Annotated in this window: 19 protein-coding genes; 9 read left to right on the forward strand and 10 right to left on the reverse strand. The window is 48.9% G+C overall.

What is annotated here, in order from left to right; translation table 11 throughout:
• Positions 1 to 233 precede the first annotated feature (233 nt).
• Complete coding sequence (gene atpD, locus V7Q13_RS14125) at positions 234 to 1,739, forward strand: F0F1 ATP synthase subunit beta (RefSeq protein ID WP_333801309.1); 1,506 nt, start codon at positions 234 to 236, stop codon at positions 1,737 to 1,739.
• A gap of 47 nt (positions 1,740 to 1,786) precedes the next feature.
• A complete protein-coding gene (atpC, locus tag V7Q13_RS14130; protein ID WP_157479388.1) occupies positions 1,787 to 2,038 on the forward strand; it encodes an ATP synthase F1 subunit epsilon in 252 nt (83 codons plus the stop codon).
• Between the two features lie 55 nt (positions 2,039 to 2,093).
• Here atpC and V7Q13_RS14135 read toward each other — a convergent pair whose 3' ends face one another.
• Positions 2,094 to 2,645 carry a YqgE/AlgH family protein gene (locus V7Q13_RS14135; protein WP_333801310.1) on the reverse strand — a complete coding sequence of 184 codons (552 nt, stop codon included), beginning with the start codon at positions 2,643 to 2,645 and terminating at the stop codon, positions 2,094 to 2,096.
• A 159-nt stretch (positions 2,646 to 2,804) separates the two neighbouring features.
• On the opposite strand from V7Q13_RS14135, the gene V7Q13_RS14140 reads away from it, so the two are divergent.
• Positions 2,805 to 4,148, forward strand: a complete 1,344-nt coding sequence (locus V7Q13_RS14140; protein WP_333801311.1) for a sensor histidine kinase — start codon at positions 2,805 to 2,807, stop codon at positions 4,146 to 4,148.
• A gap of 224 nt (positions 4,149 to 4,372) precedes the next feature.
• On the forward strand, positions 4,373 to 4,627 hold the full coding sequence (locus V7Q13_RS14145) for a hypothetical protein (RefSeq protein ID WP_333801312.1): 255 nt from the start codon (positions 4,373 to 4,375) through the stop codon (positions 4,625 to 4,627).
• On the opposite strand, the gene V7Q13_RS14150 is transcribed toward V7Q13_RS14145, so the two are convergent.
• From V7Q13_RS14150 to V7Q13_RS14160, 3 genes are all read right to left on the reverse strand, one after another.
• The gene (locus V7Q13_RS14150; protein WP_333801313.1) at positions 4,624 to 5,847 is read right to left on the reverse strand and encodes an S-adenosylmethionine:tRNA ribosyltransferase-isomerase; all 1,224 of its coding nucleotides are present in this window, start codon (positions 5,845 to 5,847) and stop codon (positions 4,624 to 4,626) included. The genes V7Q13_RS14145 and V7Q13_RS14150 overlap by 4 nt on opposite strands.
• A 168-nt stretch (positions 5,848 to 6,015) precedes the next feature.
• Positions 6,016 to 6,465, reverse strand: coding sequence for a hypothetical protein (locus tag V7Q13_RS14155; RefSeq protein ID WP_333801314.1), 450 nt, complete (start codon positions 6,463 to 6,465; stop codon positions 6,016 to 6,018).
• 421 nt (positions 6,466 to 6,886) lie between these two features.
• The gene (locus V7Q13_RS14160) at positions 6,887 to 9,382 is read right to left on the reverse strand and encodes a gliding motility-associated C-terminal domain-containing protein (protein ID WP_333801315.1); all 2,496 of its coding nucleotides are present in this window, start codon (positions 9,380 to 9,382) and stop codon (positions 6,887 to 6,889) included.
• A gap of 678 nt (positions 9,383 to 10,060) precedes the next feature.
• Here V7Q13_RS14160 and V7Q13_RS14165 point away from each other — a divergent pair.
• From V7Q13_RS14165 to V7Q13_RS14175, 3 genes are all read left to right on the forward strand, one after another.
• Positions 10,061 to 10,816 (forward strand): hypothetical protein, encoded by a 756-nt coding sequence (locus tag V7Q13_RS14165; protein WP_333801316.1) that lies wholly within the window; start codon positions 10,061 to 10,063, stop codon positions 10,814 to 10,816.
• A gap of 63 nt (positions 10,817 to 10,879) precedes the next feature.
• Positions 10,880 to 11,128: a hypothetical protein gene (locus V7Q13_RS14170; RefSeq protein ID WP_333801317.1), complete on the forward strand. Its 249-nt coding sequence runs from the start codon at positions 10,880 to 10,882 to the stop codon at positions 11,126 to 11,128.
• Complete coding sequence (locus V7Q13_RS14175; RefSeq protein ID WP_197429062.1) at positions 11,112 to 11,345, forward strand: hypothetical protein; 234 nt, start codon at positions 11,112 to 11,114, stop codon at positions 11,343 to 11,345. Before V7Q13_RS14170 ends, V7Q13_RS14175 begins: the two co-directional genes overlap by 17 nt.
• Before the next feature lie 306 nt (positions 11,346 to 11,651).
• Here the strand turns inward: V7Q13_RS14175 and V7Q13_RS14180 are convergent, their stop codons facing one another.
• The 3 genes from V7Q13_RS14180 to V7Q13_RS14190 form a co-directional block, all read right to left on the reverse strand.
• Entirely contained in the window at positions 11,652 to 11,867 is a 216-nt protein-coding gene (locus V7Q13_RS14180; RefSeq protein ID WP_333801318.1) for a hypothetical protein, read from the reverse strand.
• Between the two features lie 235 nt (positions 11,868 to 12,102).
• Positions 12,103 to 12,849: a LytR/AlgR family response regulator transcription factor gene (locus V7Q13_RS14185; RefSeq protein ID WP_333801319.1), complete on the reverse strand. Its 747-nt coding sequence runs from the start codon at positions 12,847 to 12,849 to the stop codon at positions 12,103 to 12,105.
• A 39-nt stretch (positions 12,850 to 12,888) separates the two neighbouring features.
• Positions 12,889 to 14,415, reverse strand: coding sequence for a sensor histidine kinase (locus tag V7Q13_RS14190; RefSeq protein WP_333801320.1), 1,527 nt, complete (start codon positions 14,413 to 14,415; stop codon positions 12,889 to 12,891).
• A 428-nt stretch (positions 14,416 to 14,843) separates the two neighbouring features.
• Here V7Q13_RS14190 and V7Q13_RS14195 point away from each other — a divergent pair, with 428 nt between their 5' ends.
• On the forward strand, positions 14,844 to 15,248 hold the full coding sequence (locus V7Q13_RS14195; RefSeq protein ID WP_333801321.1) for a hypothetical protein: 405 nt from the start codon (positions 14,844 to 14,846) through the stop codon (positions 15,246 to 15,248).
• Between the two features lie 203 nt (positions 15,249 to 15,451).
• A complete protein-coding gene (locus V7Q13_RS14200; RefSeq protein WP_333801322.1) occupies positions 15,452 to 15,805 on the forward strand; it encodes a hypothetical protein in 354 nt (117 codons plus the stop codon).
• A 32-nt stretch (positions 15,806 to 15,837) separates the two neighbouring features.
• Here the strand turns inward: V7Q13_RS14200 and V7Q13_RS14205 are convergent, their stop codons facing one another.
• The 3 genes from V7Q13_RS14205 to V7Q13_RS14215 all read right to left on the reverse strand — a co-directional run bounded on the left by V7Q13_RS14205 (position 15,838) and on the right by V7Q13_RS14215 (position 21,560).
• Entirely contained in the window at positions 15,838 to 17,097 is a 1,260-nt protein-coding gene (locus V7Q13_RS14205) for a TlpA family protein disulfide reductase (protein WP_333801323.1), read from the reverse strand.
• Between the two features lie 94 nt (positions 17,098 to 17,191).
• Positions 17,192 to 18,574 (reverse strand): RagB/SusD family nutrient uptake outer membrane protein, encoded by a 1,383-nt coding sequence (locus V7Q13_RS14210; protein WP_333801324.1) that lies wholly within the window; start codon positions 18,572 to 18,574, stop codon positions 17,192 to 17,194.
• Positions 18,575 to 18,584: 10 nt separating this feature from the next.
• A complete protein-coding gene (locus V7Q13_RS14215; protein ID WP_333801325.1) occupies positions 18,585 to 21,560 on the reverse strand; it encodes a SusC/RagA family TonB-linked outer membrane protein in 2,976 nt (991 codons plus the stop codon).
• Between the last annotated feature and the right edge of the window lie 410 nt (positions 21,561 to 21,970).

The following is a 21,970-nucleotide window of genomic DNA, read 5'->3' on the forward strand; positions in this document are numbered from 1 at the left end:
ACCCAAAAAAACAAGGCCAGATTTTCCAAAATAATCCTTGGCCCTCTTTCTGCTGCGCTTATTAACCTCGCCGCCATGATTATTTGGTTTTTTTGTGGCCCCGCATCACTATAATACAATTGCCTCCCTTACTTTTGCAGCCAATTTGAAAACAGGTATACTAGTTTTCCAACCCTACCGGTATTGCCTGCGCCTTTTCAATTTGACCATTATTTCGACAAACAATAAATACTATGGCCAACGTTGGTAAGATCAAACAGATCATTGGTGCCGTAATTGACGTTCAATTCGACGGCAAGTCAAAGCTTCCTGAAATTTACAACGCCCTGGAAGTAAAGCGTGAAAATGGCGATACCCTGGTACTCGAAGCCCAGCAACACCTGGGTGAAGACAGCGTTCGCTGCATTGCCATGGACGGAACCGAAGGTCTGGTTCGCGGTATGGCCGTGGTAGACACCGGCAAAGCCATTGCCATGCCTACCGGCGAAGCCATCAATGGTCGCTTGTTCAACGTAACCGGTGATCCTATCGATGGATTGCCTGCAGTGGACAAAACCAACGGTCGCCCCATCCACGCCAAGCCACCAGCATTCGAAAACCTGAGCACAGCTACTGAAGTACTGTACACAGGTATCAAAGTAATCGACCTGATTGAACCTTACGCAAAAGGTGGTAAAATCGGTTTGTTCGGTGGTGCCGGTGTAGGCAAAACCGTATTGATTCAGGAACTGATCAACAACATCGCCAAAGGTTATGGTGGTCTGTCTGTGTTTGCCGGTGTAGGCGAACGTACCCGTGAGGGTAATGACCTGCTGCGTGAAATGATCGAAGCCGGCATTATGAAATATGGCGACAACTTCAAGCACAGCATGGAAGAAGGTGGCTGGGATCTGGAAAAAGTAGACATGGAAGGCCTGAAAGAATCTAAGGCAACCTTCGTGTTTGGCCAGATGAACGAACCTCCTGGTGCCCGTGCCCGTGTAGCCCTCTCTGGTTTGACTATCGCAGAATACTTCCGCGATGGCGACGGTCAGGGTAAAGGAAAAGACATCCTCTTCTTCGTAGATAATATCTTCCGTTTCACTCAGGCCGGTTCTGAAGTATCTGCCCTCTTGGGTCGTATGCCTTCAGCGGTAGGTTACCAGCCTACACTGGCTACCGAAATGGGTCTGATGCAAGAGCGTATCACTTCAACTAAAAACGGTTCAATCACTTCTGTACAGGCCGTATACGTACCTGCGGATGACTTGACCGACCCAGCTCCTGCTACCACCTTCGCCCACCTGGATGCTACTACTGTATTGAGCCGTAAGATTGCCGACTTGGGTATTTACCCTGCGGTGGATCCACTGGATTCTACCAGCCGTATCCTTACACCAGCTATCGTGGGTGATGCTCACTACAACACTGCCAACCGGGTGAAGCTGATTCTCCAGCGCTACAAGGAACTGCAGGATATCATCGCCATCCTCGGTATCGACGAACTGAGCGACGAAGACAAAATGACCGTAGCCCGTGCCCGTAAGGTGCAGCGTTTCCTCAGCCAGCCTTTCCACGTGGCCGAGCAATTCACCGGTCTCAAAGGTGTATTCGTAAGCATCGACGATACCATTCGTGCCTTCAACGCCATTATGGACGGTGAAGTGGATGAGTATCCTGAAGCTGCCTTCAACCTAGTAGGTACTCTGGAAGACGCTATTGAAAAAGGTAAGAAAATGCTGGCTCAGGCTCAGGGTTAATTCCCACTTGCTTTTGTGCCCATTTTTCAACGCCAAATCTGTAACACATGAACTTAGAAATACTGACTCCCGAAAAAAAGCTTTTTAGCGACGACGTGTACGGCGTACAGCTTCCCGGTGTAAGCGGCTTGTTCGAAATACTGGAAAAACACGCCCCCATGGTAAGTGCTTTGGGCAAGGGAAAAGTAAAAGTGCTGAAAGACAAAAACAGTACCGTAAGCTTCGACATCACCGGTGGTTTTATTGAGGTCATCAATAACAAGGCCACTGTACTGGTAGAAGGCGCTACTGAACTGTAAGCACTCATTCAGCAATAGAAAAACGCTTCGATACATCATCGAAGCGTTTTTTATTTTAATTCAATTGAGGATCGATTGGATAATGAATAATGGGGTGAAACGATTTGTCTAACTGCTGCACCGCCATTTTCCAAATGTCTTCGGGCTCCGGATGAAATACCAGAGATGGGCCACCCGCTACCGTGAGCCAGCTTTTTTCAGCTATCTCACCTTCCAGCTGCCCTGTACCCCATCCGCTGTACCCAAGGTAAAACCGGATACGGTCCAGATCGAGTTGCTGCGCCACAATCAAATCGATAATACTGGGAAAATCGCCGCCCCAGTACACGCCGTTGGATACCTGTGTGGCATTGGGAATGGCATCGGGCAGGGTATGCAAAATGTGTAAAGTATCTGTTTGCACCGGCCCGCCATAAAACAGCGGAATGGCCATGCCATCGAGTGCCGGTATAAAATCGTCGAGCTGCTGTTCAAAAGGACGGTTCATCACCAGGCCAAAGCTGCTGTCCTCACTGTGTTCGCACAGGTACACAGCCGTTCGCATGAAATTGGGATCCTTCAAAAAAGGCTCCGAAATCAATATCACTCCAGGTGCAGGTTCAATCATACTTCAAAGTATTGTGTAATGATTGAATTCTCATTCAGCTGTTGAAAGTTTTTTTACCCCATTGGTAGTGGCAGGTGTTTCAACGGACGTTAAAAAAAATCAGGATTTTCCGGAGCAGTGATTTGTACCGTTACATTTGTCCGCTATTCTACTTCTTCTATGTCGCTAAAAAAGCTGCTCCCCGTAATCATTTTGCTCATCACCGTTTCGTTGATTGGCATCATCTACTTGCAGTACAACCGTATTCAAAACCTGTTGCTGGTAAAGCAGGAGCAACTCTACGAAAAGGTAGTAAAGTCGATTGTAACAGTAGGCAAAGACCTTAGCGAAACCAATACCCGTACGCCTTCGCTACGGCAGCGCCGCAAAAGTTCGCTCAGCCTCAGCAACGAGCTGGTGCCTGTAGAACTGATGCAACCGGCGCTTATATCCGAACGTTTTACCCAATTTGAAGTACGGGAAAAACTGGATGCAGCCTTCAAAGCCAATCAAATTCCGGCTAATCATTTCGAGTTTGCCATCATCAACAATATCAACCTGATGAACTACGAAATGAAGTCGCCGGGCTTCAACCACGTAGTAGAAGATACCATCAACAATTACATCTGGAACCTACCCATAGAACCGCCCGTAGGCACATGGGCCGAGGGCCTGGCCCCTTATGAAAACATCGTCGTCGTTATTCCTGATTACAAAAAGCTGGCGGTAAAAGAATCGTACTTCGATTTCATCGGCGCCATCATTTTTACCCTCTTTATCATGTTTGCTTTTTACCTCACCCTGAGCACCATGCTCAACCAGAAAAAGCTGAGCGAAATCAAAAGTGATTTCATCAACAACATGACGCATGAATTTAAAACCCCACTGGCCACCATCTCACTGGCGGTAGATGCGCTGAGCAACGAAAAAGTGCTGAAAGACGAAAGCAAACTGCAATATTTCCGTGGCATTATCAAAGATGAAAACAAGCGGATGAACAAACACGTGGAAACCATTTTGCAGGCTGCAACCCTTGAACGGCAAGAGCTGACACTGAACAAACAAAAATGCAGCGGCCACCATATTATTGAGCATGTGCTCGACAACTACAAACTGGTACTGGCCGAAAAACAAGGCAGTGCCACCCTGCAACTCAATGCCCGCAACGATCAGATTTTTGTGGATGAACAACACTTTACCAACCTGGTAAACAACCTGATGGACAACGCCATCAAATACTCAAAAGATGCGCCGGAAATAATGATTACCACCCACAGTACCGGCAAATACTTTTGTATGAAGATTGATGACAAAGGCATTGGTATGACCAAAGAATCCGTCAAACGCATTTTCGAAAAATTTTACCGGGCACATACCGGCAACATTCACAACGTGAAGGGTTTCGGGTTGGGCATGAGCTATGTAAAATCGATTGTGGATGCCCACAAAGGCCGCATCAAAGTAGAAAGCACCCTTGGTAAAGGCAGTTCATTTTTAGTAGAAATTCCGCTGGCAAAAGCCTGATAATCCGGCATACCAACTTGACTTATATCAAAAAATGTAGCTATTCAGCATAATATTAATGTACACACATTGATTTGCGGAAATGGATGTCTATATTCATCCTACTTACTTACTAACCCACATTTATATCCCGCTCCTTTCGCACACCAGCCAACCATCAGCATTGGCCCAAAGCCTTAGACAACATTGATCGCAATCACCGATTGATTTAATCAAGTGCGTATATGAACACAGGCTACATGCATCCGGTACTGGCTGAAAGCAGCTTGCCCATCAGCATACCATCTTGCCACTGCAACGAAATGCTGCAGTACCAAATACTCTCTCAATTGGGGCAGGTACTCCGCCAAGGCTGGTTTAAAGGCAGCAACATTTACATTTCAACAAGATTACTGCCCAAAGGCCAGCGTTTTTTGCTGCGCATTGTGTGCAACGATGCCGTACTGCACGAAGGCCGCTTCGAAACCATGGTAGACTAAGGCAGCAGCAAACTGCTATCGCCATAGCTCAAAAAACGCCCCTCATGGCCGAGGGCAAATTCATACAGCCGCTTCCAGTCTTCGCCTATCAATGCCGCCACCAGCAACAGCAACGTACTGTTGGGCTGATGAAAATTGGTGACCAATCCTCTACACAACTGAAACGCATAGCCCGGCGCAATAATGATTTGCGTCCGCAAAATCAGCCGCTGCAAGCCCTGCCGCCGCATCCACGCCAGCAAACTGTTCAGTGCCGCTTCCTTGCCCGGATTTTGCTGCAGCCACGTATCGTACACTTCCCATTGTTGCATTTCCAGTGCCTGCAAACTAATCTCGGGTTGATGATAGGTTTTCACCCCCATCCAGTACACACTTTCCAGCGTACGCATGCTGGTGGTACCTACAGGAATGATGCTGTCTTGTTGGAGCAATGCCTCAATGGTATCCGTATCTACATCTATAAACTCGGCATGCATTTCATGGTCTTGCATGCTGTCGGCTTTTACCGGTTTAAACGTACCCGCCCCCACATGCAGCGTTACATACTGCAACGGATGACCGGCTTTTACCAGGGCCTCCTGAATGGCAGGTGTAAAATGCAGGCCGGCTGTAGGTGCCGCTACACTGCCATCCTGCGATGCATACACGGTTTGATAGCGTTCCAGATCGGAAGCTTCCGCCTTGCGTTGTAAATACGGCGGAATGGGCATTTCACCCATCAGGTGCAGTATTTGCGCAAAAGCCAGCGAAGCCGGCGTCCAAGAAAAATGAATGATGAAACAATCGCTGCGCCGCTCCTGCATGGCGGCAGTAATGAGCACCGTTTCGCCTTCGTGCTGCACTTCTTTTTGTAGCAGCATACCGGCCTTCCACTTGCTGGCACCACCCACCAAACATTTGTACTCGATGTTACCCGTGCAGTTCATGGCCGTGGTAATATCGGCGTATTGCTCATGCGGCTCCAGTGCAAACAACTCGATGATACCGCCCGAGGCTTTCTGAAACAACAACCTTGCTTCTACCACCCGGCTGTTGTTGAACACCAGCATGGCATGCGCAGGCAAATGCTGCACAATGGCCGGAAATTTTTCCCGGATTAGCAGGCCCTGTTGGTACACAAACAGCTGGCTATCGTCGCGGTTGGGCAACGGGTAGCGGGCTATGCGGTCTTCCGGTAAATGGTAGGTATAATCGGCGATGGAAATGTGCTTGGGATGCATGCCGCAAAGATGTTGCTAGAAACGGATGTGGCGCAAAAAAAGTGGAAACCGGGGGCTTGTGAGTTTGAAATGACACGACTTAAATCATCACCAACAGCTATTGCTCCCAAAATAAAAGTTGTGTTTGATCATTTCCATATTGGCGTGAAACCACTGATAACAGCATAGTTAAAAATCAAAAAATCTCTTGTTCGCATTCACAATAGAATCATACCAATAAAGTGAGTCGGGGCATGGAAGTCCGTACTCCTCAAAAGCTGCTGAACCCAATAAAAGCAGGGAGTTTGACGGATCAGTACTATCTAAAATAACAGGCACCTTTTTCCCAATAAAATAAGTTGCAGCCAGATCCTCATCGGGAACTAAGGTTAAGTACATCTTTTCAGTATATGCCTTACCCCTAAACTGATAATCATACTGAACATTGTAAATACGATATCTATTTCCATATCTATGGATTGACATAATGGTAGCTCCATTTACAACATCACCCTTTTCAATTAACCGTACCTGCTTTCTCTCATTTCTTTGCCATAACAGCATGATACAAATAGTAAATACAATGCCTGATAGCCAATAAATCCTTTTTGTAGTCTTTGATAATTGGTTATTCTTCATGTTTCATCTTTTACATCACTGTTGCTGCCATCACCTACATCAATTTGTGCACTCTCGTATTTGCGGGCAATTCCGATAGCAATCGGGACCCTGCAACGGCGGCTCCGATTAGACACTCGCAAAGGCGAAAATATTTTATTCTCTCGTTCTAATTCTGCCTGCCAAATATTGCAGCAATACTATAAAGACAATCAAGAACAATGCGAAAGTTGCAGCCTGTATGTAGGTTAAGGAGGGTACTTTATGCCCACCTGCAAAGGCCATTAGCGAAAAAAATATCAAAAAAACAATAGCAATCGAACAGCCTATTTGAGCTAATCTAATTATGATTATCCAACTTTTTTTACTCATTTTTAATTGTTCCTTTAAAGCTGCTCTTGCGTAAATGTTCCGCTTTGCGGGCCACTTGTGACGATTCCACTTACCGTATTAATACAACAGTTCCTTTCTCGGACTTTGGGCTTTTGCCAACTTCTGTGTATTGGCAAATCCAGACATAGGTGCCGGTACTCAGTGCTTGTCCTGCAAATCTTCCATCCCATGCGCCTCCTGGGTCATTTGTTTCAAAAACGGTTTGTCCAAATCTGTTGAATACCGATAGCTTAAATGAGGAAAGACGAGCATATACACTGGCTCTGAATTTGTCATTTTTCCCGTCGGCATTGGGTGTAAATGCTGTAGGGATATAAACACCCTCGATGCAGCTTTTTGCTATCACGTCCATTGAATCCTTACCTGTGCAACCATTGCCGTCAGTTACTGTCAGTTGGTATCTGCCTGCACGTTCAACAGATATTTGGGCTGTTGATTCGCCAGTGCTCCATCGATACTGTTGAAACGTACCAGATGCTGACAATGTAATTTTATCATAGCTGCAAAGACTGTCAGTTGGCTTCAAAAAATTGGAAGGCAGAGCATGCACTTTCAGTAGCCGCATGCTGTCGGCAGCAGTGCAATTGTAAGTATTGACTACCCTTACCCAATAGAGCCCTGGAGCATCAGCAGATATAGCTGCGGCTGTACTTCCATCTTGCCAATGGTATTGTTCAAACTGTCCGGGTGAAAGTAGGATGCTGCTACCGCTACATATACTTGTATCGGCACTCAGCATGGGTTGAGGCAAGGGATTCATCACCAGTTGGGTTACAACAATGGAATCACAGCCAAATACTGTTTTGAGAGAATCTATATACACACCAGCCTTCGATACAAACTGACCTTGTAACAGTATGGAATCGCCCTGACAAATAGTTTTTGTTTGCGAGTTTCTGGTTTTACTAATGGTGAGGTTTAATGTGATGATAGAATCGCAACCTGCTGAATTTGGTATGGTGATTTTATAAATGCCAGAAGAATCGAATTGGTATTGTTCAATTGTATATCTGTCGCATGTATTGGCTATAATGTTGGCGCTGGTGGGGTTTTGGCATCTGCCCAATTTGAAAACAAATGGAGCAGAGTCGTTGAAACCACTAATTTGATACATCCCCGGGCCGTGGTCTACATCTATAGAGCCTGCCACTGTACCTACTGCATAAATTTGGTACGCTTCATCTACAACCAATCTTCGTATACTGAGTGTTGCATCTCTTTCATTGTAAGGAATGGCGTAGGTGAAATTCCCCTGCTCTGTGAGTTTGATGAGTAGAGAAGAGCCATAACTAAGTGCATTCACAATGAAAGTGCCTGGGCCTGGATCTGCGTCACCCGATTTACCGAAGGAACCACTGAGGTAAATCTGATTATCGGGATCAACCGCAACATCACTGCAACCATCCAAATCCGATCCACCCAATTGCTTGGCCCAAAGAAAATCTCCTTTATCATCTAGTTTTAAAACAAACCAATCTTCGCCTTTACTTACAAATGAAAAGTTTTCGGTTCCGGGATTGAAATCAAAATTGCCATTGAAAAAACCGCCTGCTATCACATGATTGTTTGCATCAATGGCAATTCCCATTGGCGTCAGGTATTGATTGTAACCTCCGCTTTGTGAAAATGCCTTCGCCCACAGCAGCCCGGTCAAGTCGTTACTGAATTTACATATAAACCCATCCCGAAAACTTCCAGTCGAACTTTGCAAAGTATAGGTGCTGCGTCCGGGGTCGAAGTCACATGTGCCAAAAAAACCGCCAGTCAAAACAAGATTATTCTGCTTGTCAAATTCTGCATCTGTAACGGAAATACCATGATAAATTTCTGTTGCATTGCCAAATTCCACAGCCAACAAAAAATCTCCCTGCTCATCAAGCTTTACAACAAAACTTTTGCTATGTCCGGATGAAGTAATATTGTAAACGCCTTGCCCAGGATTAAAATCAACAGTATTATTGAAATTGCCGCAAACTACTATTTCGTTTTGTTGATTAATGGCTATACAGGTTGCTTCTGCCCCAGTATCACCCGGCCCACCAAAATCTTTGGCCCAAACCAGGTTTCCATCTGTATCAAATTTTACAACTAACGCATTCATATAACCGGTTGGCTTCAACGTTACCACTCCCGGCCCTGGATCAATATCGAGCTCATTACGAATTTGGGAGGCAACAACCACATTGCCCTTTCGATCTACTTTAAGTTCAATTTGCCCCCATTCTACATAAGTGGCAATCTGCTTTGCCCATACCAGTTCACCATTCTTATTTTGCTTGGTGATATAGATACCATATTGTGAAGGACTACCCCCTGTCATCAAAAAGACTCCGGGCCCAGGATCAAAGTCTATAGTTCCTTCAAAATATCCTGCACTGAATACATTGCCGTAGAAGTCGGTGCCAATAGAGCGTCCGTTACTGTATGCTCTTCTGTTATAGGTATTTTTTTCTACAAATGATCCAGCCCATTGCAGTAATGGCAATTGAGCTTGGGCCGAAATAAATTCAACACTAATCAGGAATAGAAAAAAGAACCTTAGCATTCAATTAGGTTAGGTAATAAAAAAAGGGCGTGATGAGAAAAGGCAACTTTGAAAATAGAAATTACAGAACACGGTGAGAAAGTGCTGCTTTTGAAATAGTCAGCTAAATGCCAGGTACTTGCACATTTTCCAAACCTCAGTTTGCCGCCACTGTTCATATTATCACCACCATATATTGGTGCTAATCTACAACTGTTGCCGTTACCCCTGAAAAATTTCCTACCCTCCGGCTACCACAGTAGGGCAACATGAAAAAACCGGAAACCGGCAGATGCCAGATTTCCGGTCGTTGGTAAATGTGTGTACGCTTGGGTGTGGTGTGGACGTGCGGTAAAACGAATTTGCCAGCAAGATTATTGAACGCAGACAAATAAATAACCGGATTCACTTTTAAATAACACTTACCCCACCCCCCTGAACGCTCTTGGAAAGCCATTACCGCCACAAATAACCCCACCAGCACCTGCCAACTACCATCCAATCCTGCCACTTCGGCCACTTCCGGCCAGCACCTTTGCAAATAATTTTTCCCTGCACTAACCTTGTGTTGTTAACAGCAATACACCAGCTGCTGACAACACAACACCGGATGATCATCAGCTCCATAGGAGTCACACTCCACACACACTTTTTATCACCCGTTGCAGCACATACACTGCAACACAAACACACACTACCATGGCCAAACAAAAAGGCATCATCCCCATCGAAGGTACCCTCGGCAACATTACCTTCTACCGTAGCAAAGAAGGCTACCTCATCCGCGAAAAAGGCGGCGTTTCCAAATCCCGCATCAGCACCGACCCCGCCTTTCAGCGCACCCGTGAAAACGGCGCCGAATTCGGCCGGGCCGGCACCAGCGGCAAACTCATCCGCACCGCCTTCCGCGAAATGCTCCTCAACGTGTCCGACAGCAAAATGGTCAGCCGCCTCACACAGGTGCTCATGCAGGTCATTAAAGCCGACACCGTCAGCGAACGAGGGCTACGCAAAGTCAACGGCCCCAATCTCATCTTTCTCAAAGGCTTCGACTTCAACGTAAACGGCAAACTCGCCACCACCCTCTTCGCTCCCTACTCAGCCGAAATCAACCGCAGCAGTGGCCAACTCGAAATCACCATTCCGCCATTCTCCGCAGCCAACATGATTGCAGCCCCGGCGGGTGCCACCCACTTCCGGCTCATCGCCGGTGGCGCCGCCATCGATTTCGAAGGCAACACCTACGACGCCGCCAACACAGGTACCACCCACCTGCCCCTGAGCGGCGCCGATACCGCCGAAATCACCCTCAACTGTACCATCACCGCAGCCAGCACCAAACCACTGCTGCTGCTCTTCGGACTGGAGTTCTACCAAATGGTCAACGACGCTCAGTACAGCCTCAAAAACGGGGCCTTCAACTGCCTCAGCGTTATTGACATCAGCGGCGAATAAACCGCCGTCAACCACACTTGTTTTTATCTCACTCCTTCTCACACACACCAAAAACCACACACCATGAAACAAGTCATGCGCAGAATGCGCAAACCCACCCCGCCTTTCTTCAAAAAGCTCCGCAACATCGGGCTCGTAGTAGCAGGCATCGCCGGTGCCATCGCCACCGCTCCCATTGCCCTGCCCGCTGCAGTCACCAGCATCGCCGGTTACCTCACTGTCGCCGGCAGCATTGCCTCAGCCGTCAGCCAGCTCACTACCCGCGAAGAAAGCCAGCCACAACCTTCAAACACCATTGAAGATGTGGAATGATGCCAAACCGCATGTGCACGATGCACAAAACCTGTCGGGCACCATCGTAGGTACCCTCGTCGCCATCCTCATCAACATCCCCGCCAAAGACCTTGCCTATACTGCCGCCATGGCCGCAGTAGGCGCCTGCACCAGCTTCCTGGCCTCCTGTTTGTTGAAATGGCTCACCCGGCGCATCGAACAATGGATCCGGCAAAACAAAACACCCCCTGCATAAACCACATGCCCGCATCAACCCCCAAACCCGGCTCCGGCCGGGTTTTTTCTTTGCCCTACCTTGTTTCTTGTCCCACAAAACAACTACCACCTAACCACCTACCAACCATAAACTATCAACCACCAACCACCTCCCCCCCCCCAACCCCAAACCAAAAACTAAAAACTAAAAACATTCCAACCCAAAACCAAAAACCCAAAACAACAAACCTTCCAACCATCAACCACAACCCACCAACCACCTCCCCTCCAACCCCAATCTAAAAACCAAAAACTAAAAACCTGCCAACCTCCCAACAACAACACTTTACCCCACCAACACGTCCCTCACCTCCTCCTCCGCCAATCCCGTATACATACAAAACTCCCGCACCGTCACCAACGCATTTCGCCGCTTCCCATAATGCCGCCGCACCGCCTCCAGCAGCCGCCGGGCACTCCGCTCCTTCTTCCCCGTTATCAACTGAATGTCCTTGGCATAAATCACCACCCGTAAGGGCATACGATGTCCTTGCTTTTGCATAGCATTTGTTTTGGTGAAACAATACAGCACACACCACCACAACCACTGTACACACCGGCATACACCAGCAGCAGCAGCCCCGGCAGCAGCACCAACCAGCCATAAAAGGGTAAAGGGATTTGTTCAATCGCCAACAGCTACCCAGCCAGATCGCTTTGGCATAAATGTGCAGCATCAACGATGCCGCCAGTATCGAAACAATCGCCGACCGCAACCACAGTCAGCCAGTAGAACACTACAAACCCAGCCGCATCCTTACCCAGGAAGTGCTGGAACGCGACACCGGAATCCGGATGCCGTCCACTAAAATCAGATACGTACGCCCTTCTTCCCGCTTGATACTGCGTACCCGTCGCTCATTCACCAGATACGATTGATGGCAACGGATAAAACCGGATGGCTCCAGCAGCATTTCCAACTCCCGGAGCTCCTTGGCCACCACCAGCTTTTCCTGCTGCACAAAATGTACCTGTACACAGCCATTCGAAGAAAAACAATACTCAATCTCAGACACCGACACCCGTACATACTCCTGCCGGTCAGCAAGCGTAATCATCCGCTGCTGTTGCTGCAGCTCCCGCACAATGGCCGACAACTCCTGCAGCATGGGTTTACCCAACGCTCCTTCATACCGTTCCTTTGCACGGTATAGGGCTTCCGTCAGCTCGGCTGTCTGCAAGGGCTTCAGCAAATAATCCACCGCCGCTATCCGGAATGCCCGGATGGCATATTCATTATAGGCGGTAATAAAAATAACCTGACAAGAAAACTGACCCAATGCATCCAGCAAATCAAAAGCCGTCGCATTGCCCAAACGGATATCCAGCAACAACAATGCTGGCTGATGCTGCACAATCAATGCCTTTGCATCTGTCACATTGCCAGCAGCACCACACAACTCCAGCCATGGAAAATGATGCCGCAACAACTGGCAGAGATGCTCACGGGCATGCTGCTCATCTTCAACAACAATCGTCTTCATGGTTCAATGGGTTATACATACAACATCAATAGGATGTCGTTATAGCTCAATCCAATCGGTAAACCGAATCTTCGCTACGGTCTCACTGCCCAGCCGTTCAAGCGTAAACACGATGGGTGGCCCGCCTGTCAAATCCTGTAAATACTGAATCCGCAACCGGGTCAACGCCAGCCCCGTGCCCGTGCCTCCTTCCGTGGCCTTGTACGCCAAGCCCGGTCCGTTATCCGATACAGAAAGCACCAAATCCTGCCCCTCCCGGGCATACACAATCCTGATAAACCCTGCTTCCCTCAACCCCTGTACACCATGCCGGATGGCATTCTCCACTAAGGGCTGTATCAGCATGGCAGGCAACTGCAATGACTCGCTGTCCAAACAATCATCTACCTCAATCGAATACCGGAAACCAAACCGCAACTGCTCCAGCCGGCAATACTTCTCCATCATTCCCAACTCCTGCGCCAGCGTAAACGGCCGGTCTCCCTTACTGCTTTCAATGGTTTGCCGCAGCAATTCCCCAAACTGAGAGAGATAGGTGTTCGCAGCACTGTATTGCTGGCTCCCCACCAGCCCGGCTATCGAACTAAGGGCATTGTATAAAAAATGCGGATTGAGCTGCAATTGCAACCGACGCAACTGTTCCTGCATCGCTGCCTTGTGCTCTTCTACCTGTCGCAGCCGCTTTCGGTACCGCACATTCATCCCGTACACCACCAATGCACAAAGCACCAGTACCACCATCCCCACCCAAAGGGGTTGCTGATACCAGTACCTCGACACTGTTATCTGTAAACTGCTCATTGCTTGCATACTTTTATAGCGTACCTGCAGCACATACTCCTTGCCCGCTGGCAATGCTGGCAACCGTAGTAAATGCCCTGTTGCCTGCCAGTCCTGTACAATATGTCCGCTGGTACCAATATCATCAGTGTTATCCAGCAACCTGTATACCAAACTGCTGTCCTCAATACCTTTCGCTGGCAGCACATACAACTCCGCCACCTGACCATCCATCAGCATGGGTTTTCCCTCCCGCCACGCCAGCCGGTGCCCGTTGCCCTGCATCACCTGCATGGCCCGCATCGCCAACCCTAGCGTATCTGCTTCCAGCTTCACCTGATATCCGCCCACCCGGGGTGCAATATCCGGCCGCATCACCCTCAGCAGCGGCCAGGCCCTGCCATCCGCTGGCAATCGGATCCAAATGGATAGAGAAGCCCCCAATGGCAACAATGTATCCAATGCCAATTGCCCTACAGGCACCCTCCGCCATTGCTGTGGCGCCTGCAGGCTGTCTCCAATCCCCAACTCCACTGGCCGCAGCCAGTAGCCTTTCCTGACATCCCCCCACAGTTGCACACTGCCAAACACCTGTAGCGGACTCCCACTCACCAATACCTGCAATAGACCCTCATATAGCTGCAACCGCCGCTCCTGTGGTACCAACTGCGCCTCCCGTATGCCCGGCATCACCAGCATCACCCTATCCACCAGCACAGTCGTATCCGCCGACCGTACTTCTGAACAGCCCAATAATGGAAGCAACAACAACAGTACAATACGCATAGAGCAGTGCTTTCTCTGGTGAACAATACGATGTCACTAAAGTAGAAAGCCCCTATCAGCTATGCAATACCGAATTCCGGCTCATATATACCAAATACCGGCTCAAATCAACAGGCACCATCAACTACCCCCTTCAACCCACTCCCAATCACTAACTACTAACACCTAATTACCATTCCCTAATTACCAATCCCCCTCTCCTCCCTAATCCCTAACTACTAAAACCTAATTCCTCATAACCAACCCCAAACCCCAAACCAAAAACAACAAACCCAAAACAAACCAAATCCCGGTTCATATAGACCAAATACAGGTTCATATGTACCATCTGCCGGCAATTCCTGCAAATCGGCCGACAGCCGGTTGCACAACCCATCCAACAGGCAAAACTTTGTACGCTTATTCCTTCACTAAAAACACAAATCCTTATGCACAAGTATCTACTACCCCTGTTGCTATTCGTTATCTGTAGTGTGGCCTGTTCCAAAATGCCTTTACACCCCACAGCAGCGCCAATCATCACCCAAGAAGAAGTCATCCACATCCTCGCGGCAAAAGCACCACAGCAAAAACTCCTGCCACAAAACATTCAACAACTGCAGTCCTACCAGTACAACAACCACACCTACACGCACATCACCTATACCAATGAGCAGCAAGCCACAGCTACCCTGGTCATCGAAAGCTATTACAACACGGAAGGCCAACTCGTCTATACCAGCTATCGCTGCGACAGCAACTTCTGCGCCTGCCAAATCATCATCGAATTATCCGAACTCGGCGAACCTTCCATCCGCTGCTCCTGCACCCCCTGCACCATGACCATTCAATAAGTATGCGCATACCAGGCTCCGCCGAACACCTGTAGAAAAAAGTAGGCCCATCTCCGCACACCCGGTCACATAAAGCCCCGTGGGTGACCGAACCCAGGCATAGCCGAACACCTGTAGAAAACAGTAGGCAATGTTCAAAAAATGGGGTGGACCATTCTTAAGCCCTACCAGCAAAAGCATAGCCACCCCCAAACCAACACATCATGAAAAACAAATCCCTTTTCTTGGCCATCCCGGCATTGCTCCTCATGGCCATCGCCATTTTCGCTTTCAGCAAACCAACCATTGATCAGAAAGCATCGCTTACGCCTGTTCTCGTTTGGTTTCAGGTAGATGAAGATGGTAACCCAATCGATGAATCCAATGGTCAGGCGGGCTCAAACCCCTTTGGCTGCCCCAACACAGGCTCAAACCTCTGCTCAAGAGCCCTCACTTTTGATGCCGCCAATCCCTCTGCCAGTGAAGTCATCGATAACAATGATGGAACCTACACCATCAAAGCTGGCGTAGACATCAGTAGTCCTGCATACTACGATGCAACGCTGCAAAAACCCTGATTTCCTACAGGCAACCCCAACAGGGTTGCCTGTTATCTTTTGTCGACTGCAATTGTTTGCAACAACCGCCATTCCTGTCGCATACTATAACCTTGTGCTTCCAAATGCCGGGCAGCCTCTTCCAAATCTGTATAGTGCAAGGGTAAAGTCAATCGATGTACATCTCCGGCAGCCCCATCGTACAAAACAGGAGTCTTTTTGTCACTACTCATATAAACTGCATTGGCAACCGCTTTCCCCGACTGATTGTTAAGTTGCTTCTCAGCAAGCCCATACACAATGCCCTTCATTTCCTTCGTTGGCTCCAATCTTGCATGAACTGGCCGGATGACCCAACACAGTACTGAGTCTACTTTCACCCATGTGCGTATACCCAAATACTTGTCCAAATCTCCTTGCAACAATTGAAGTAACTCCGCCCTGTCTGAAAGCTCATCCTTTCCGGCCCGTATCATGCCCTCATAACTATAGGTCCCCCTTTCATCCTCTGGCAACCTCGTCTCAAGTATCCGTTCTTTCAATTCTTCCTCTCCATTCAACCTGCTATACAGTTCATGCGCAGATAAACCGGTCCGCAACGAATACGCATCTGCATACAAACTCACCAACCAGTTATTGGTTGAATAATAACGCTTCATGCCGGGCTGAACAGCATTAAAACCCGATCGGCTTTTCAGCGACCGTTCTTCTTTCAACAATAGCCCCTTTTGTATCAGCTGGCTTTGTATAGTACTATCCAAACTCCAGGGTTGTTCGTAATCAAAAACCAACACATCTTCTTTCAACGGTAATTGCACCACTTTTCTTTGTAGCATAGCAGCAATTGTAGCCTCGGTCAGATACTCCCCTCCGGTTATTGCCTTTACATGTTTGTCTGCGCCAATCCAAACCACATGCGGCACACTCACACATGGAAATTGCCTTATCAACATTGTATCTCCTGTCACAATTGGCAATCCTAACGAACGCAAGGATGGCCGCTTATCTAAAAAGGCATCCACAACCTTCCTGTCCTGAACAGTCACATACACAAACTGTACACTATCACCAAAACGCTGCTGTAAAGCCGCTACTTTCGGCATACTGGCAACACAGGTGCCACACCAGGTCGCCCAAAAATCTACAATCAACAACTTATCGGCATACATAGCAGGTGTCAATTGCGTTACAGCTACACTGGCCAAAGGCCCCAGCGATACTGGTTTCCATTGGTCACCTATCGTCAACACTGGCTGTGCTACTGATGTCATATACAACCACAATCCGATTGTGCTTATAAAACTTTTTTTCATGATTTTAAGTTTTAAATACCCCACCTACCCACCCTCCTGTACAAACCCCTGAAAAAATCTGCCACAGGCATTTCCTGCCTGCTGAATATTCGTATCAATACCCTTCGTTTTGCCGGAGCGCAGGGTTCAACACCAGCTGCCCCGAGTGAATCGGCCAAAGGGTATCATGTGGCTGCCAGCTATCAGGCTTTAACCTCCCTAATACCTGCGTTGCCCTGCCCGTTCTTTTCAGATCGTACCAACGATGTCCCCATTCTGCAAACAACTCCACTCTACGCTCCCGATACACTGCCGCCAACAACTCATCCTTACTCATTGCTCCGGACAGTATAGGCAATTGTGCCCGGAGGCGGACCGCATTTACATCCTGCATCCCTTCAGCTATATAGCCCATATTTGCCCTCGCATCTGCACGTATCAACAATAACTCTGCAGCTCTCAATACCACATAGTATTCTGTATTGCCACTCAGGCTCTTGTACTTCCCCGGATAGTAGTATCTGGTACCCAGATACTGCACACTGTCTACCCAGGCACTCCTCCGCCTGTCACCCGGCTCAAATGCCATCATGAGGTCTGGCCGCAAATAATATCCCGGCACATTCGCTGTATAAAATGGAGGCATCCGCAACTCTGGTACATACCCATAATTCACCGCATCTGGCACCAGTTGCCAGATAGCTTCCCGGCTATTCGCCAAATACACCTGTGGCAAGCTGGGCAGCGGCAGATACCCGCCCTTGTCAAGCACTTCAGTAGCAGCCAGAGCGGCCTCTTCCCAACGCCCCAATAGCAGCAAAATCCTTGCGCTGAAAGCAACGGCTGACCACTTATTAGGCCGTCCTTTCATGGCCGATGGATAACTCACAGACATCAACGAACCCGCTTTTTGCAAATCCGATAAAATGCGTTCATACACTTCTGCTACTGCATTTCTGCTCAGTCCCTGATTACTGGCCCAGTCCGTCGTCAACACCAAAGGCACATCACCAAATGATTGCACCAGATAACTATAGCAAAAGGCTCTGACAAAATGCGCCTCTCCCAACAACTGATTCCTGACCGGCATACTCACCGCACTGGGTCGCCCCAACCCTTCGATGGCAGCATTGCATTGATAAATTGTTCTGTAAGCCGACGTCCAAAGAATACTGACCAGATTGTTGTCCGGCGTTATGGCATTGGTCACAAGCTCCTGCTCTTCTACACTGGCATTAAAACGCAATAATTCATCTGCCGCCGCCCCTGCCAAAACAGTCGTCATCCAGCTACTGAAACTGGATGAACCGCCAATCATCTGGCTGTAAATCCCATTGATAGCAGCTGTAGCATTCATGTCATCACTAAATACAGCGCCAGCTGTTACCTGCTGGGCAGGTTCTTTCACTTCTATAAAACGCTGGCACCCCAATGCCGACATCAACAGCAACAAGCATATACTGATGCCCTTTATTGAAATCCTATTGTTATTTGTCATGCTGATTCTTTTAAAGTGTAATGAAAATGCCGCCGGTTATCATCCGCAACGGCGCAAGGCTGCGCAAATTGGCCGTTTCGGGGTCCCCACCTTCATAGTCAGTCCAGGTAATCATGTTTTGCGCCTGCACATACAACCGGGCTTCTTTCAACCGCAGCCGGGCTCTCCATGCTTCCGGTATCGTCCACGATACCGATACATTCTTCAGGCGTATGTAATTGGCATCCACAATGGCTGCTGATGAATTCTGCAAATTGCGGTAGGCGGTTGTGGCAGCCCCCGCCCTTGTCGTATACCGCTGCAAGGCACTGTTATCACCGGCACCCGACCAAGCGCCAGTTTTCACCCAAGCAGGCTGGTTGCCCAACGAACCTGTTGCCACTGGCATACTGGCAAACCAAGCTCTCGCCGTTTGCTGTACAAACTGAAAAAACAAGTCCAGTTGCCAGCCCTTCCATTGCAACTGTTGGTTGATACCACCAAATGCCCGACGCCCAATGCGGCCTACCGGCACATAATCATTCGTGCTCGACAATCGCCCGTCACCGTTCTGATCCGTAAATCGATACAGCCCTGTCTGCGGGTCCACGCCCTCATACTGATAGCCAAACCGTATATCCAACGGTGCCCCCACCTGATACACAAATCTGTTGAGCGTTTGCTCTATGTCCGGATAAGACAGCAACTGGCTCTGGGGCAACGTAAGGTTCAAACCCATTTGCCATTTCCAATCCTTCTGCATAACAGCAGTGCCCTGCAAGTCAATTTCCCAGCCACTGTTTTCAATGGCAGCATCCAGATTGTCTGCAATACTCGAAAACCCGGTTTGTGTGGGCAACGCATAACCCGTCAGTTGATTATCACACCTGTTGCGATACCAGGCCACAGTCAGCATCAGCCGGTTTTGACACCACCCACCTTCCATCGCCAATTCCAACTTCCGGTTACGCTCCCACTGCAAATACGGATTGAACAACGACTGCGGCACCAAACTCAGATTGTTTTGATAGCGGCCAGCAAAAGGAACGCCCCAGGCATCCAAAAAAGCATAATCACCAATCTGATCATTGCCCGTACTACCATAACTGCCCCGCAACTTCATAAATGACGCCCACGGTACACGTCGCTTCCACCATTGCTCCTCCGATAATACCCAACCAGCCCCAACAGCTGCAAACAAGGCCCGCCGGTTCGCCGGTCCAAATCGGGAGGAGTAATCCTGCCGAACACTCAGATTCAGCAGGTACCGGTTTGCCCAATGGGTGCTCAATCGGCCAAAATAAGATTGATACCGGTACTGACTATAACCACTCACTACCGACAACTGCCCTGCAGCGGCCGCATTCCGCAGCAACGCATCCGTTGTATACTGTGTTCCATTGATGCTGGTCGATTGATAAAGCCGCTCCTGCCAACTGGCTCCCAGCGTCCATTCGGCCTTCCAACGACCCTTTTTTACATTGTACACCAAATAAGGCTCCGCTATCCAGTTACGCTGGCTGTAATCAAAATAACTGGCCTCTGCCGTTAGGCCCGCTGCAGGCCGCTTACTGCTGATAGGAAAAGACCGGTACTCCTCCGTCAATGCATCGTTATACCCTACGGTGGCTTTGAGTACCAAACCCGGCAGCAACCGGTAATCCAATACCAGATTGCTGTTCAGCGTGGCATTGCGGTGCTCAAACCGCCGCTCCAACTGGGCCATCGGGTTGTCCGCTCCTGTCCAGTTGGTCCAGGTCAGTTTCCCCGTACTGTCATAGGCAGCCGGTGCGTTCGGCGGCAAATACATGAAATTGGCCAAATCAAACACCGGCGTCCGGATATTGAATATCCCATAATTCAGCTGCAACGTAGCCCCCAACCGGTCTTTCAATCCCCGGTATACCACACTCAGCATGCCAGAGCCCCTCGTGGTCGGCTGCGTCTGTGGAAACACCGTTGTTTGAGATTGATACTGCCCGCTCAACAATACCTGCAACGTTTTACTACCTGTCCGCAAACTGCCCTGCAGGTTCACCAGCGATGCCGCACCGCCGGTGAGCTCCCCTGCCCAATCTGTATAGCGGGTACTGTCCCACAACAACAAATCCGGCGCGGTAGATACACTCGGGTTTACACCATCCAAGGCAAATGCAATACGACGCATCGCCAGATAAGAGGCTGTGGCCAATTGGGGTGTCCCCCTTGTCACTACACCCGCACCGCTGAAAAAATTGACACTAAAGCTACTGGCTCCCTGCCCCCCTTTCTTCGTCGTAATCAACACCACACCATTGGCTGCTGCAGCACCATAAATCGCTGTGGCATCTGCATCCTTCAATATCTCCACCCGCTCTATATCAGCAGGGTTCAAACTGTTCAGCGGATTCGGCGCCAAACCCGTAGCCAATGAACCCGGGTTTACATTCTGCATCCATGGCACACCATCTACAACAAACAATGGCCTGGTACCTCCACCGATAGAATTGCGCCCCCTGATTTCTACATTGAAGTTCGAACCGGGCAACCCATTGCTTTGCTCCACCCAAAGCCCAGCAACCCTGCCTTGTAGTGCCGCCAATACATTGGTCACCGGTTGCCGTTCAATCGTCGCCGCGTCTACCTTCCCCACACTTCCTGTGCTCAAACGGCGGCTGGTTTTGCCATAGCCAATCACAATGGCTTCATCCAAGGCAGCCACTACAGGCTCCAGCAGTACTTGTATCGAATCCCTGCCATTCACCGCCACGGTTGCTGTTCGAAAACCAACGGCACTCACCTGCAACACGGCATCTTGAGGGACCTGAAGAAAACCAAACACACCTTGCTCATCACTCACCACCATAGCACCCGTTGGCAACACCAATACACTGGCACCAGCCACCGGGCTTTGGGTAACCGCATGAACAATTTGACCCTTTAAGGATTTCATAAGAGGCTGCCCCATGGCACTCCCCCACAGCCATAGCATGGCCACCAAGCCATACACACGTATGCGCATCATCATAAAATGTTTTGTCGGAACCGTGGGGCTCCGGATAAAAAATGAAAGGATAACCGACAACAGACAGCCCCCAGGCCCCCACGATAGGCCTGCTATACGTAATGCCATGCTGAGCTAGTCGAAGCATGGATGATAATCCAGTAGCTGTCTGCTACATTACTGCTGTGGTGATTACTGCTGTGGTGAGCTTGTCGAACCACAGACTCGAACCACCCTCTGCAGTGGTAAGCTCTGCTGTGGTGAGCTCGTCGAACCACAGTTTGCAAAGCCGATCCCAATAGCTATCGGGACCACAAACCATCAACAATCAACTAAATCGGATTCTTCGGCTTCTTCGCAAAAAGCGTTTGCAATAAATGCAGGGCCAGGTGTTGGTACCGTTTCTCCATAACAACAGTTGGTTGTGTGAGTAA

Source organism: Phnomibacter sp. (assembly GCF_036803085.1).
Classification (GTDB): domain Bacteria; phylum Bacteroidota; class Bacteroidia; order Chitinophagales; family Chitinophagaceae; genus Phnomibacter.